We start from the raw sequence: 12,737 nt of genomic DNA on the forward strand, positions 1-12,737 counted from the left end.
GGCGGACAGACATGGGATTTTTTCTAGAGACCTTATTCGGCGGCCTGATGAGCGGCATGCTGTACGCCCTCATCGGACTGGGCTTCGTGCTGATCTTCAAGGCATCGGGCGTCTTCAACTTCGCGCAGGGCGCGATGGTGCTGGTGGCCGCGCTTTCCATGGCGCGCTTCTCGGAATGGCTGCCGCGCTGGCTCGGCTTCGACAACATGATCCTGGCCAATGTGCTGGCGTTCATCGTCAGCGCGGCCGTGATGTTCCTGCTGGCTGTCGCCATCGAGCGCTTCGTGCTGCGCCACCTGGTCAACCAGGAAGCCACCACCTTGCTGATGGCTACGCTGGGCATCAGCTACTTCCTCGATGGCCTGGGCCAGATCACCTTCGGCAGCTCGGTGTACTCCATCAACGTGGGCATGCCCAAGGATCCCATGATGATCCTGGAGTCCGTCTTCGAGGGCGGGCTCCTGATCAATCTGGAGGACCTGACCGCCGCCGTCATCGCCGCCCTGCTGGTGGCGGCGCTGGCCATCTTCTTCCAGTACACCTCGACCGGCCGCGCGCTGCGCGCGGTGGCCGACGACCACCAGGCCGCGCAATCCATCGGCATCCCGCTCAACCGTATCTGGGTGATCGTGTGGAGCGTGGCGGGCCTGGTGGCGCTGGTGGCCGGCATTATCTGGGGATCCAAGTTCGGCGTGCAGTTCACGCTCTCCACCGCGGCGCTGCGGGCGCTTCCGGTGGTGATTCTGGGCGGCCTGACCTCGGTTCCTGGCGCCATCCTGGGCGGCCTGATCATCGGCGTCGGGGAAAAGCTGTCCGAGGTCTACCTGGGGTCGCTCGTGGGCGGCGGTATCGAAATCTGGTTCGCCTATGTGCTGGCGCTGGTGTTCCTGCTGTTCCGCCCGCAAGGGCTGTTCGGCGAGAAGATCATCGATCGCGTCTAGGCGGACAGGACCTCTAGGATAAGAAAATGTTCTATCGCGAAAACGGCCAATTCAAGACCACCTATCGCGCCGACCAGCAGATCTTTCCGATCCGCCAGGACCGCATCTTCATCTGGCTGCTGCTGGCGGTCGCGTTCGTCGCCATTCCGGCGCTGGCCAGCGACTACCTGCTGCGGGCCATCCTGATCCCGTTCCTGATCCTGGCGCTGGCCGCCGTGGGCCTGAACATCCTGGTGGGCTATTGCGGGCAGATCTCGCTGGGCACGGGCGCCTTCATGGCCGTCGGCGCCTATGCGGCGTGGAATTTCGGCGTGCGCTTCCCCGGCATGCCATTGATCGTCCAGATCCTGCTGGGAGGTTTTTTCGCCACGATCGTCGGCGTGATATTCGGCATACCCAGCCTGCGCATCCGGGGCCTGTACCTGGCGGTGGCCACGCTGGCCGCGCAGTTCTTCGTGGATTGGGCGTTCCTGCGCATTCCGTTCTTCACGAACTACTCCTCGTCCGGCAACGTGTCGGTGCCGCCGCTGACCGCGTTCGGCCTGCCCGTCCAGAGCGCCATGGAGAAGTACCTGTTCGTGCTGATCCTGGTGGTGGTATTCAGCCTCCTGGCCAAGAACCTGGTGCGCGGCGCCATCGGCCGCCAGTGGATGGCCATACGCGACATGGACGTGGCGGCCTCCGTGATCGGCATCCGCCCCATGTACGCCAAGCTCACGGCCTTCGCGGTCAGCTCGTTCATCGTCGGGGTGGCGGGCGCCCTGTGGGGCTACATCCACCTGGGCTCCTGGGAGCCGCTGGCCTTCGACCTGGGGCGTTCCTTCCAGCTGCTGTTCATGGTGATCATCGGCGGGCTGGGATCGATCATCGGCAGCTTCTTCGGCGCGGCGTTCATCGTGCTGGTGCCCGTGGCGCTGACCAACGTGCCGCACATGCTGGGCCTGTCGCTGTCGGTGGACACCGCCGCGCACGTCGAGCACATGGTGTTCGGCGCGCTGATCGTCTTTTTCCTGATCGTCGAGCCGCACGGGCTGGCGCGGTTGTGGAGCATCGGCAAGGAGAAACTTCGCATCTGGCCCTTCCCGCATTGAGCGGGGTTGCTGGAACATGTGCTGTACGGCGTTGCATTGCTTCTGTATTGAACATCGCCTGGCGCGGCGGCATGAGCGCCGCGCCAGGCATCCTGAATACCCGGCTCAAGACCGGGCCAATCCCGGTGTCCCAGGGTTTATGGACCCAAACACCACGCAGGAGGTAAATGGAGATGAAGCGTCTTAACCTGAAGTTGGCGGCAGCCCTGGTGGCCGCAGCAGGCGCCGTCGGCGCCGCGGCCACGCCGGCGATGGCGGCCGAAGAGCAGTTCGTTCCGTTGCTGGTGTATCGCACCGGATCCTTCGCCCCCCTGGGCATTCCCTGGGCCGACGGCAAGCTGGACTACCTGAAGCTGGTCAACGAACGCGATGGCGGCGTCAACGGCGTCAAGATCACGTACGAGGAATGCGAAACGGCCTACGCCACCGACCGCGGGGTGGAATGCTATGAACGCCTGAAGGGCAAGGGCACCGGCGCTTCGGGCTTCGACACGCAGTCCACCGGCATCACCTTCGCCGTCAGCGATAAGGCCATGGTCGACAAAGTGCCGGTCGAAACGATGGGCTACGGCCTGTCGCAGTCGGTCGACGGCAGCGTGTTCGAATGGAACTTCCCGCTGCTGGGCACGTACTGGACCGCGGCCGACGTGATGATCCAGGACATCGCCAAGAAGGAAGGCGGCATGGACAAGCTCAAGGGCAAGAAGATCGCCCTGGTCTACCATGACTCGCCCTACGGCAAGGAACCCATCCCGCTCCTGCAGAAGCGCGCGGCCAAGGAAGGCTTCGAACTGCTGCTCTATCCCGTCACCGCTCCCGGCGTCGAGCAGAAGTCCACCTGGCTGCAGATCCGCCAGGCGCGCCCGGCCTATGTGCTGCTGTGGAGCGCGGGCATCATGACGCCCACCGCCATCCGCGAGGCGCAGGCCAGCGGCTATCCGCGCGACAAGATGTACGCCATCTGGTGGGCCGGCTCCGAAGGCGACGTGAAGGACCTGGGCGACGTCGCCAAGGGCTACAACGCCATCACCATCCACAACAGCGGCGCCAACCACGACAAGGTCTACGACGACCTGAAGAAGTTCGTCTACGACAAGGGCCAGGGCTCGGACAAGACCGGCAACACCACGCTGGGCACCATCGCCCACACGCGCGGCATGATGATCTCCATGCTGCAGGTGGAGGCGATCCGCACCGCCCAGGAGAAGTACGGCAAGGGCAAGGCGCTGACGCCGGAGCAGGTGCGCTGGGGCTTCGAGAACCTGAACCTGACCCAGGAGAAGCTGGACAAGCTGGGCTTTGGCCAGATCATGCGCCCGGTCAAGACCTCCTGCGGCAATCACAAGGGCGATGACTGGGCCCGCATCGTGCAGTGGGACGGCTCGAAGTTCAAGGTCGTGTCCGACTGGTACCAGGCCGATTCCGCCATCCTCGATCCCATGGTCAAGGAAGCCGCGGCCAAGTACGCCAAGGAAAAGAACATCACGCCTCGAAAGTGTGAGTAACCCCCGAAGCACCTGCGGTGCCTCCCCCCAAGGGGGCGCCGCGCGCGGACCGGCAAAGCCGGCTCCGCTGCGGCCCCGCTTTAGCCGCGCCAGCTGCATGCGGCGCGGGCGCCGCAGATGCAGAGGATGTTGATACGAACCGCTGCCGTCCCTTGGGACAGGCAGCTGCCACGCCGCAGGAACCTTTATGAACGACGCCACTATTGCTGCCCCGACAGACACCCCAAAGGTCCTGCTCGACGTGAATGGCATCGAGGTGATCTACAACCATGTGATCCTCGTGCTCAAGGGCGTGTCCCTGCAAGTGCCGGAAGGCCGGATCGTGGCCCTGCTGGGCGCCAACGGCGCAGGCAAGACCACGACATTGCGCGCCATCTCGAACCTGCTCAAGGGCGAGCGCGGCGACGTCACCAAGGGCTATATCCAGTATCGCGACCAGCGCATCGAAAAGCTGTCGCCGGCAGAACTGGTCAAGCGCGGAGTGGTCCAGGTGATGGAAGGCCGCCATTGCTTCGCGCACCTGACCATCGAGGAAAACCTGCTGACCGGCGCCTACACGCGCAGCATGAGCCGCGGCGACACGACGGCGGCGCTGGACCGGGTCTACCAGTATTTTCCGCGCCTGAAGCAGCGCCGCGCCAGCCAGGCGGGCTATACCTCCGGCGGCGAACAGCAAATGACCGCCATCGGCCGCGCGCTGATGGCCGATCCCAACATGATCCTGCTGGACGAGCCGTCCATGGGGCTTGCGCCGCAGATCGTCGAAGAAATCTTCGAGATCGTGCGCGACCTGAACCAGCGCGAGCGCGTCAGCTTCCTGCTCGCCGAGCAGAACACCAACATCGCGCTGCGCTATGCCGATTACGGCTACATCCTGGAGAACGGGCGGGTGATGATGGACGGCGCGGCCTCGGACCTCGCCGAGAACGAGGACGTGAAGGAGTTCTACCTGGGCATCTCCAGCGGCGAACGCAAGAGTTTCCGCGACAACAAGTTCTACCGCCGCCGCAAACGCTGGCTGGCCTGATTCCTGGAGCGGCGATGCCGGCGCGGTCCGGCCCGCCGCCGGCAACGACACCGCAGTACGGCACACGAGAGGGTGCGATCCCATGTCCGAGTTTTTCGATGTTCTGGAAACCCGCGCGCCCGAGCAGCGCGAGCGCGACCTGATGGCCGCCCTGCCCGGCGCGATCGCCCGGGCCATTGCCCGGGCGCCGGCCATCGCCGAGCAGTTGCGCGGCATCGACCCCGCGACCATCACGTCGCGCGCGGCCCTGGCGCGGCTGCCCGTGCTGCGCAAGCACGAGTTGCTGGAGCGGCAGCAGCACAGCCGCGACGACGCGTCGGCGCCCGCGGGGCCGCGCAAGGCATTCGGCGGCTTCTCCGCCATCGGCTGGGGCGAAGCGATGCGCGTCTTCGCATCGCCCGGCCCCATCTACGAACCGGAGAGCGGGCGCGCCGACTACTGGCGCTTCGCCCGCGCCCTGCATGCGGCCGGATTCCGCGCCGGCGAGCTGGCCTACAACTGCTTTTCCTATCACTTCACGCCTGCCGGCTCCATGATGGAAACCGCGGCGCACGCCGTGGGCTGCACCGTGTTTCCCGGGGGCACCGGACAGACCGAGCAGCAGGTGCGGGCCATCCAGGATCTCGCGCCCAGCGGCTACACGGGCACGCCCAGCTTCCTCAAGATCATCCTGGAAAAAGCCGACGAATTGGGCGTCAAGCTGGATTCGCTGCGCCGCGCGCTGGTCTCCGGCGAGGCCTTCCCGCCGTCCCTGCGCGACTGGCTTGCCGCGCGCGGCATCGAAGGCTACCAGGCATACGGCAGCGCCGACCTCGGCATGGTGGCCTTCGAAACGCCCGCCCGCGAAGGCCTGGTGCTGGGCGAAGACATCATCGTCGAAATCGTGCGTCCGGGCACGGGCGTACCGGTGCCGGACGGGGAAGTCGGCGAAGTCGTGGTCACCACACTGAATCCGGACTATCCGCTGGTGCGCTTCGGCACCGGCGACCTGTCGGCCGTCATGCCCGGCCTCTCGCCCTGCGGACGCACCAATACCCGCATCAAGGGCTGGATGGGCCGCGCCGACCAGACCACCAAGGTGCGAGGCATGTTCGTGCATCCGTCGCAGGTCGCGGACGTGGCTCGCCGCCACCCCGAGATCCTCCGCGCCCGGCTGGTGATCAGCGGCAATACCGGATCGGACCGCATGGTGCTCAAGGTGGAAGCGCAGGCGCCCAGCGTCGAGCTCGGCCAGCGCATCGCGGAATCGGTGCGCGACGTGACCAAACTGCGCAGCGACGTGGAGTGGGTGGAAGCCGGCGGCCTGCCGAACGACGGCAAGGTCATCGACGACGTGCGCACCTACGAGTGAACGACGCGGCGGCGCGGATTCACGCGGCCCCGATCAGCGCCATCGCCCCTTTGGCGAGCATTGCCACCGCGACCGCCCCCGCGAATAGCGCGAAGCTCTGCTGCAGGCGCCTGGGAGGAAAACGGTCGGCGACCCCGCGCCCCGCCAGCATGCCCAGCACGGCGGCGGCCGTGAAAGGCGCCGCAATGCCCCAGTCCAGGTGCCCGCCCGCCGCCGCGGCCGCCACGCCGCTGGCCGACACCAGCGCGATCACGGCCAGCGACGTGCCCACGATGGCCTGCATCGGCAGATCGGTGGCGCGGCGCAGCGCGGGAACGATGACGAAGCCGCCGCCCACGCCCAGCAGCCCCGACAGCAAGCCCGCGATCACTCCCGTGCCCGTCAACGCTCGGGCGCAAGGCGCCGTCCACCGCAGCCGGCCGGTGCCCGCATTGAGCCGGCAGGGCGGCATGCGCGGCGCGTCCGAGGCGGCAGCGACCGGCCGGGCGCCTTGCGTCCACATCCGCCACGCCACCATGCCCAGCACGCAGGCGAAGATGATGGCGAGGGGCGCGTTGGGCACCCGCCGCGCGGCCCACAGCCCCAGCGGCGACACGATGATGCCGGTGATGGCCATGAATCCGGCCGCCCGATAGCGCACCTGACCCTTGCGCAGCCCCAGCACGGCCCCCAGCGCGGCGGACAGCCCCACCGCCAGCAAGGCGATGGGCGCGGCCTGCGCCACCTGCAGATGCAGGCCGAAGACCAGCAAAGGGACGGCCATGATGGCGCCGCCCGCGCCCGTCAACCCGAGAATCAGGCCGACGCATCCTCCCAGCGCCAGGCTGGCCGCCCATACGGTAGCGATCATGCCGGCGCGCTCAATTGCCCAGGGGACGAGCGAGCCACTCCCGGCCCTTGAGCATGCCGTTCCAGTAGATCCACGGCAGCATCCTGGCCTTGAGGAACCAGGCGCTCTTGCGCGGCACGGTCGGATCCAGCGGAAAAGTCGGCAGCAGCTTGCCGCCGTAGCCGAATTCGGCCAGCACGATGCGGCCGCGCTCGACAGTCAGCGGGCAGGAGCCATAACCATCGTAGGTCACCGGCATGGCATGCCCTTCGCGCAGCGCCAGCAGGTTTTCGGCCACCGTGACGATCTGCTTGCGCGCCGCGGCGGCGGTCTTGGCGTTGGGGGTGCTGATGCCGTCGCCCAAACCGAAGACGTTGCCATGGCGGACGTGGCGCAGGGTGGCGGGATCCACCTCGCACCAGCCCGCGGCATCCGCCAGCGGACTGTTCTTCAGGAAGGCATGGGGAACCTGCGGCGGCACCGCGTGCAGCATATCGAAGGATTTCTCCACGCGCGCCACGGCGCCGTCGGCGTCCTTCACGTCGAACCAGGCCTTGCGCGCCGCGCCGTCCACGGCAACCAGCGACGAATTGAAGGCCAGCCCGATGCCGTAGCGCTCCACGTAGCGCATCAGCGGCGGCACGAAGGCCGGCACCCCGAAAAGCACCGCGCCGGCCAGGTCGAACTCCACGTCGATGCGGTCCAGCACGCCCGCGCGCCGCCAGTGATCGCAAGCCAGGTACATCGCCTTCTGCGGCGCGCCGGCGCATTTGATGGGCATGGCGGGCTGCGTGAACAGCGCCCGCCCCCCCTTCAGCCCCCGTGCCAGCTCCCAGGTATAGGGCGCCAGATCGTAGCGGTAGTTGGACGTGACGCCCTGCCGGCCCAGCGTCTCGGCCAGCCCGTCGACCTGTTCCCACGCCAGGCGCAGCCCGGGACTGACGATCAGTTGCTGATAGGTCACGGCCCGGCCGTCTTCCAGCAGGACGCGGTCGGCCTCGGGTTCGAAACCCGCCGCCGCGGCCTGCAGCCAGGTGGCGCGCGCCGGCATGACGGCGCGGGTCGGGCGCACCGTCTTGGAGACGTCGAAGGCGCCGCCGCCCACCAGGGTCCAGGCGGGTTGGTAGTAATGCTTGTCGCTGGGTTCGACCACCGCGATGCGCAGGTCCGGCCGCCGGCGCAACAGGCTGGCGGTCACGCCGATGCCTGCCGCCCCGCCGCCCACCACGACCACGTCGAAATCGCGCTGGCCTTGTGCCATGGGCATGCTTGTCTCCGAGCCGGTCTACCGGCTTTTGATTTTTTCCAGGATTGAAAATATCGCCATGCCGGCAAGCATGGCGGCCACGAACACCAGAGCCTGGGGCACCCCGGCCGACGCCGCGACCAGGGCCGGGCCCGGGCAGAACCCGGCCAGCCCCCAACCCGCGCCGAACGCCAGGCTGCCGAGCGCCAGGCGCGCGTCGATGCGGGTCGCGGTGGGCCAGTGCAAGGGTTCGCCCGACAGGCTGGCGCGGCGGCGGCGCAACACGGAAAAGCCTGCCGCGGTGACCAGCACCGCACCGCCCATCACGAAGGCCAGCGACGGATCCCAGGAGCCCGCAAGGTCCAGGAAGCCCAGCACCTTGGCGGGATTGGCCATGCCGGACACGATCAGCCCCAGCCCGAAGGCCAGGCCCGACACGAAGGCGAACAATGCGGTCATGATCCGCCTCCCGCCAGATGGCGCATGACGTAGACGACGCCGAAACCCGCCGCCATGAACAGCGCGGTTGCGGCCAGCGAACGGGGCGACCCCCGCGACACGCCGCAGACGCCATGGCCGCTGGTGCAGCCCGACGCGTAGCGCGTGCCGATGCCCACCAGCAACCCCGCGACGACCAAGCGGGCCGTGCCGGCCTCGACCGCGACGGCGGGCAGCGTGGCGCCGATGCGATACAGCCAGGGAGAGGCGAACAGGCCCAGCAGGAAGGCGAGCCGCCAGGAGCTGCCGCCCTGGGGCGGCCACAGGCCGCCCACGATGCCGCTGATGCCCGCGATGCGGCCCGCGCCGGCCATCATCAGCACGGCGGCCGCGCCGATAAGCAGGCCGCCCAGGGCCGACGACGCGGGCGTGAAGGCGGACCAGTCCAGGTTCACTTGAGTGACTCCATGGCCCGGCCGCAGTACAGACTCGATAACGTCTTCATGACCTGGCTGACCTCGAAACTGGCCATCTGGTAGTAAACGTACTTGCCTTCGCGCCGCGTCGCCACCAGCCCTTCGTCGCGCAGCACCCCCAGTTGCTGGGACAGCGTTGGCTGGCGGATGCCGGTCAGCGCTTCGAGTTCGCCCACGTTGCGTTCGTTCTGGACCAGTTGGCACAGCAGCAGCAGGCGGTCTTCGTTGGCCAGCGCCTTGAGCAGGGCGCAGGCCTGGGAGGCGGATTCGCGCAGGACGGCGACTTCGCACTCGGTCAGGACTTCGTTCATTTGATGAGCATCAATCGGCCTAGGAGGGTTTGATCATTATATTGACCAATAGAATATTCAACAATATTATTGAAATATATATATTGTTTTGATGCGCAGCGATACGCTGCCAGGCGAGCGTCCATGCCCCCGCAGATCCAAGGTTTTTTCGATCCCGTCACCGCCACCATCACCTACGTCGTCCATGAGCCGGCGCCGGGTGGCGCCTGCGCCATCATCGATTCGGTCCTGGACTACGATCCCAAGTCCGGCCGCACCAGCACCGCCAGCGCGGACCGCGTGGCCGACTACGTGCGCGAGCACGGCCTGAAGACGGAATGGCTGTTGGAAACGCACGCGCACGCCGACCATCTCTCGGCCGCGCCCTACCTCCAGCGGCAGCTGGGCGGCGTCATCGCCATCGGCCAGAGCATCCAGACCGTGCAGGGCGTATTCAAGAAGATCTTCAACCTCGAGCCGGAGTTCCAGCTGGACGGGTCCCAATTCGGCCACCTGTTCGCCGACGGCGAAACCTTCCGCATCGGCGGGCTGACGGCGCGGGCCATCCATGTGCCGGGACACACGCCCGCCGACATGGCCTACCTGATCGGCGATGCCGCCTTCGTGGGCGACACCCTGTTCATGCCCGACGTGGGCACGGCGCGTTGCGACTTCCCCGGCGGCGACGCCCACCAGCTCTACCGGTCGATCCAGCGCCTGCTGAGCCTGCCCGCCGATACCCGGCTGTTCATGTGCCACGACTACCCTCCCGCCAGCCGCGACGCATCCTGGCAGACCACCGTGGCCGAACAGCGCCGCGCCAACATCCATGTGCGCGATGGCGTGGGCGAAGACGAGTTCGTCGACATGCGCACCCGGCGCGACGCCACGCTCTCCATGCCCACCCTCATCCTGCCCGCCATCCAGGTGAACATCCGCGCCGGCCACTTCCCGCCGCCCGAAGACAATGGCGTGCGCTACCTGAAGATACCCGTCGACGCGTTGTAATTCCCGCGCCGCCGTCAGGCGCGCGACCGCTAGACGCGCCGCGGGCTTGCATGCCCCGGGCTTGCGTGCCCCGGACTTATCCCGGAAGATCGTCCGATCGCAACATTGCCGACCAGACGGATCCTCACATGTTCGCCGAAGCCGAAGCCGACCCCAGCCTGTCCAAGGAAGAATTCAAGCCCCTGGAGGCGCGGCTGCGCGTCGCCTTGCTGAACGCGCAGTACCAGCGCCTTGCCAAGGCGGAAAAAACGCTGCTGATCGTCGTGGCGGGGATCGACGGCGCCGGCAAGGGCGCCACGGTGAACCTGCTCAATGAGTGGATGGACCCGCGCCACATCAAGACGCTCGCTTACGGCCCGCGCGAAGGCGAAGACCTGGAGCGCCCGCCGCTGTGGCGATACTGGAACGACCTGCCGCCCAAGGGCAGCACCGGCATCGTGTTCGGTTCCTGGTACGCGCCGCTGATCCTCGAAGCCACGCGCAAGAAGCCCAACCATGAAAGCATAGAAGCGCAGGCCGCCACGATCCATCGCTTCGAAGCGATGCTGGCGGCCGAAGGCGTGCAGATCGTCAAGCTCTGGTTCCACCTCTCGGCCGAGGCCCAGAAAGCCCGCGCCAAGCGCCTGCTGGCCAGTCCGGAAACCTCCTGGCAGGTCAGCCCCATCGATCTGAAGGTCCACAAGAAATACGACCGCATCCGCAACGCGGGGCAGTCGGTGCTGAACCGCACGGATTGCGGCCATGCGCCCTGGGTCGTGATCCCCAGCGCCGACGAGAACTTGCGGGCGGTCCGCACCGCCGAAGCGGTGCTGGCCGCCATGCGCCAGCATGGCGTGCCCCGCATCCCGCCGTCGTTCGTGGCGCACTCACGGCCCACGCGGGTGGTCGATCGCCTGGGGCAGCTGGACTACGACGCCAAGGTCGACAAGGACGACTACGAATCCGAGCTGGGCTTGCTGCAAGGCCGGCTGGCGCGCGCCGCGCGCTCCCGGAAATTCCAGGAGCGTGCGCTGGTGCTGGTATTCGAAGGCCAGGACGCGGCCGGCAAGGGTGGCGCCATCCGGCGCGTCACGCACGCGCTGGACGCCCGCCAGTTCGACATCACTCCCGTGGCCGCGCCCAACAGCGAGGCGCTGGCAAGGCCCTACCTGTGGCGCTTCTGGCGCCAGGTGCCGCGTCATGGCCGCATCGCCATCTTCGACCGCTCCTGGTACGGCCGCGTGCTGGTCGAGCGGGTCGAAAAGCTGGCCTCGCCGGCCAATTGGCGCCGGGCCTACGCCGAAATCAACGACTTCGAGGAACAACTGGCCGCCAGCGGAGCGCTAGTGTTGAAGTTCTGGCTGGCCGTCACGCCGGACGTGCAGCTGGAACGCTTCAAGGAACGCGAGAAATCGCCGTTCAAGAACTTCAAGATCACGGCCGAGGACTGGCGCAACCGCGACAAATGGAAAGACTACGCCGCGGCGGCCAACGAAATGCTGGCCCGGACCGACGTCGCCCACGCGCCCTGGCATCTGGTGTCGGCCAACGACAAGCGTTACGCTCGACTGCAAGTGCTGCGACACATCGTCGAAGCCATGGAAGACCTACATTGAACCGCTCCGGGGAGACCGCAAGCCATGAGTACCGCTGAAATCCGTCCCATCGTCGCCGCCGACTTCGATTCCTGGCTGCCGCTATGGAAAGGCTACCAGGACTTCTACCGCGTCGACATCGACGACGCCGTCACCCGCAACACCTGGGCGCGGTTCCTGGACGGCGCGCAGCCCATGCATGCCGCGCTGGCCTATGACAGCGGCCGGGCCATCGGTCTGGTGCACTGGATCTTCCACCGCTCCACCTGGACTGCCGGCGACTACTGTTATCTGCAGGATCTGTACGTGGCCCCGGACGTGCGCGGCACCGGCGCCGGCCGCAAGCTGATCGAACACGTCTACGCGCAAGCCGCCGCGGCCAATTGCGCGCGCGTGTACTGGCTCACCCACGAGACCAACGCCACCGCCATCCAGCTGTACGACCGCATCGCCGACCGGTCCGGTTTCATCCAGTACCGCAAGGTGATGCCGTGAGCGCGCGCGACCCCAACTGCCCCCTGTGCCAGGAAGACGGCGGCGCGCTGCTCTGGAGAGGGCCACACCTGCGCATCATCGAAGTGGCCGACGCCGATTACCCCGGCTTCACCCGCGTGATCTGGAACGGCCACCTGGCCGAAATGACCAGCCTGTCCACGCATGGACGCGACCTGCTGATGCGGGCCGTGTACGTCGTGGAAGAGACGCAGCAATCGATCCTGGCGCCCGACAAGATCAACCTGGCCTCGCTGGGCAACATGGTGCCGCACCTGCATTGGCACGTGATCCCGCGCTGGCGCGGCGACCGCCATTTCCCCGATCCGATCTGGGCGCCGCCGAGGGTGCCCGCCGGCGCGGAATCCCAGGAATGGAAGGAACGGCGGGCGGGCGTCGAAGCCCAGCTGCCGCGCTACCGCAACCGGCTGGTCGAAGCCATGAACGCCCTGCTCTGGCATTGAGCATC

At 67.2% G+C, this 12,737-nt stretch carries 14 protein-coding genes; 9 read left to right on the top strand and 5 right to left on the bottom strand.

The window, feature by feature from the left end; all coding sequences use genetic code 11:
- Positions 1-11: 11 nt before the first annotated feature.
- From ACN6PJ_RS08140 to ACN6PJ_RS08160, 5 genes are all read left to right on the top strand, one after another.
- Positions 12-941: a branched-chain amino acid ABC transporter permease gene (locus ACN6PJ_RS08140; RefSeq protein WP_427995363.1), complete on the top strand. Its 930-nt coding sequence runs from the start codon at positions 12-14 to the stop codon at positions 939-941.
- Between the two features lie 26 nt (positions 942-967).
- On the top strand, positions 968-2,032 hold the full coding sequence (locus ACN6PJ_RS08145; RefSeq protein WP_427995364.1) for a branched-chain amino acid ABC transporter permease: 1,065 nt from the start codon (positions 968-970) through the stop codon (positions 2,030-2,032).
- A gap of 167 nt (positions 2,033-2,199) precedes the next feature.
- Positions 2,200-3,537, top strand: coding sequence for an ABC transporter substrate-binding protein (locus ACN6PJ_RS08150; RefSeq protein WP_427995365.1), 1,338 nt, complete (start codon positions 2,200-2,202; stop codon positions 3,535-3,537).
- A gap of 187 nt (positions 3,538-3,724) precedes the next feature.
- Positions 3,725-4,564: an ABC transporter ATP-binding protein gene (locus ACN6PJ_RS08155; protein WP_427995366.1), complete on the top strand. Its 840-nt coding sequence runs from the start codon at positions 3,725-3,727 to the stop codon at positions 4,562-4,564.
- An 82-nt stretch (positions 4,565-4,646) separates the two neighbouring features.
- Complete coding sequence (locus tag ACN6PJ_RS08160) at positions 4,647-5,915, top strand: phenylacetate--CoA ligase family protein (RefSeq protein ID WP_427995367.1); 1,269 nt, start codon at positions 4,647-4,649, stop codon at positions 5,913-5,915.
- Positions 5,916-5,934: 19 nt separating this feature from the next.
- Here ACN6PJ_RS08160 and ACN6PJ_RS08165 read toward each other — a convergent pair whose 3' ends face one another.
- From ACN6PJ_RS08165 to ACN6PJ_RS08185, 5 genes are read right to left on the bottom strand one after another with little or no spacing between them, the layout of a single operon-like run.
- On the bottom strand, positions 5,935-6,765 hold the full coding sequence (locus ACN6PJ_RS08165) for a sulfite exporter TauE/SafE family protein (RefSeq protein WP_427995368.1): 831 nt from the start codon (positions 6,763-6,765) through the stop codon (positions 5,935-5,937).
- Positions 6,766-6,775: 10 nt separating this feature from the next.
- Entirely contained in the window at positions 6,776-8,011 is a 1,236-nt protein-coding gene (locus ACN6PJ_RS08170) for an NAD(P)/FAD-dependent oxidoreductase (RefSeq protein WP_427995369.1), read from the bottom strand.
- An 18-nt stretch (positions 8,012-8,029) separates the two neighbouring features.
- Positions 8,030-8,449: a DUF6691 family protein gene (locus ACN6PJ_RS08175; protein ID WP_427995370.1), complete on the bottom strand. Its 420-nt coding sequence runs from the start codon at positions 8,447-8,449 to the stop codon at positions 8,030-8,032.
- Entirely contained in the window at positions 8,446-8,883 is a 438-nt protein-coding gene (locus ACN6PJ_RS08180; protein WP_427995371.1) for a YeeE/YedE family protein, read from the bottom strand. Before ACN6PJ_RS08180 ends, ACN6PJ_RS08175 begins: the two co-directional genes overlap by 4 nt.
- Positions 8,880-9,215 carry an ArsR/SmtB family transcription factor gene (locus ACN6PJ_RS08185; RefSeq protein ID WP_062683320.1) on the bottom strand — a complete coding sequence of 112 codons (336 nt, stop codon included), beginning with the start codon at positions 9,213-9,215 and terminating at the stop codon, positions 8,880-8,882. Before ACN6PJ_RS08185 ends, ACN6PJ_RS08180 begins: the two co-directional genes overlap by 4 nt.
- A 123-nt stretch (positions 9,216-9,338) precedes the next feature.
- On the opposite strand from ACN6PJ_RS08185, the gene ACN6PJ_RS08190 reads away from it, so the two are divergent.
- From ACN6PJ_RS08190 to ACN6PJ_RS08205, 4 genes are all read left to right on the top strand, one after another.
- Entirely contained in the window at positions 9,339-10,202 is an 864-nt protein-coding gene (locus ACN6PJ_RS08190) for an MBL fold metallo-hydrolase (RefSeq protein WP_427995372.1), read from the top strand.
- A gap of 128 nt (positions 10,203-10,330) precedes the next feature.
- The gene (gene pap / locus ACN6PJ_RS08195; protein ID WP_427995373.1) at positions 10,331-11,797 is read left to right on the top strand and encodes a polyphosphate:AMP phosphotransferase; all 1,467 of its coding nucleotides are present in this window, start codon (positions 10,331-10,333) and stop codon (positions 11,795-11,797) included.
- A gap of 24 nt (positions 11,798-11,821) precedes the next feature.
- Positions 11,822-12,271, top strand: a complete 450-nt coding sequence (locus tag ACN6PJ_RS08200) for an N-acetyltransferase family protein (protein WP_427995374.1) — start codon at positions 11,822-11,824, stop codon at positions 12,269-12,271.
- Positions 12,268-12,732, top strand: a complete 465-nt coding sequence (locus ACN6PJ_RS08205) for an HIT family protein (protein WP_427995375.1) — start codon at positions 12,268-12,270, stop codon at positions 12,730-12,732. The genes ACN6PJ_RS08200 and ACN6PJ_RS08205 overlap by 4 nt, the downstream gene beginning before the upstream one ends.
- The last annotated feature ends 5 nt before the right edge of the window (positions 12,733-12,737 follow it).

Source organism: Achromobacter sp. (assembly GCF_050285585.1).
Lineage (GTDB): Bacteria > Pseudomonadota > Gammaproteobacteria > Burkholderiales > Burkholderiaceae_B > Achromobacter.

Bases quoted from the DNA above. Each gene is read 5' to 3' on its own strand.
- ACN6PJ_RS08155 (WP_427995366.1), top strand. From the start codon at position 3,725: ATGAACGACGCCACTATTGCTGCCCCGACAGACACCCCAAAGGTCCTG.
- ACN6PJ_RS08145 (WP_427995364.1), top strand. From the start codon at position 968: ATGTTCTATCGCGAAAACGGCCAATTCAAGACCACCTATCGCGCCGAC.
- ACN6PJ_RS08160 (WP_427995367.1), top strand. From the start codon at position 4,647: ATGTCCGAGTTTTTCGATGTTCTGGAAACCCGCGCGCCCGAGCAGCGC.
- ACN6PJ_RS08200 (WP_427995374.1), top strand. From the start codon at position 11,822: ATGAGTACCGCTGAAATCCGTCCCATCGTCGCCGCCGACTTCGATTCC.
- ACN6PJ_RS08165 (WP_427995368.1), bottom strand. From the start codon at position 6,765: ATGATCGCTACCGTATGGGCGGCCAGCCTGGCGCTGGGAGGATGCGTC.
- ACN6PJ_RS08140 (WP_427995363.1), top strand. From the start codon at position 12: ATGGGATTTTTTCTAGAGACCTTATTCGGCGGCCTGATGAGCGGCATG.
- ACN6PJ_RS08190 (WP_427995372.1), top strand. From the start codon at position 9,339: ATGCCCCCGCAGATCCAAGGTTTTTTCGATCCCGTCACCGCCACCATC.
- ACN6PJ_RS08175 (WP_427995370.1), bottom strand. From the start codon at position 8,449: ATGACCGCATTGTTCGCCTTCGTGTCGGGCCTGGCCTTCGGGCTGGGG.
- ACN6PJ_RS08150 (WP_427995365.1), top strand. From the start codon at position 2,200: ATGGAGATGAAGCGTCTTAACCTGAAGTTGGCGGCAGCCCTGGTGGCC.
- pap (WP_427995373.1), top strand. From the start codon at position 10,331: ATGTTCGCCGAAGCCGAAGCCGACCCCAGCCTGTCCAAGGAAGAATTC.
- ACN6PJ_RS08185 (WP_062683320.1), bottom strand. From the start codon at position 9,215: ATGAACGAAGTCCTGACCGAGTGCGAAGTCGCCGTCCTGCGCGAATCC.
- ACN6PJ_RS08170 (WP_427995369.1), bottom strand. From the start codon at position 8,011: ATGCCCATGGCACAAGGCCAGCGCGATTTCGACGTGGTCGTGGTGGGC.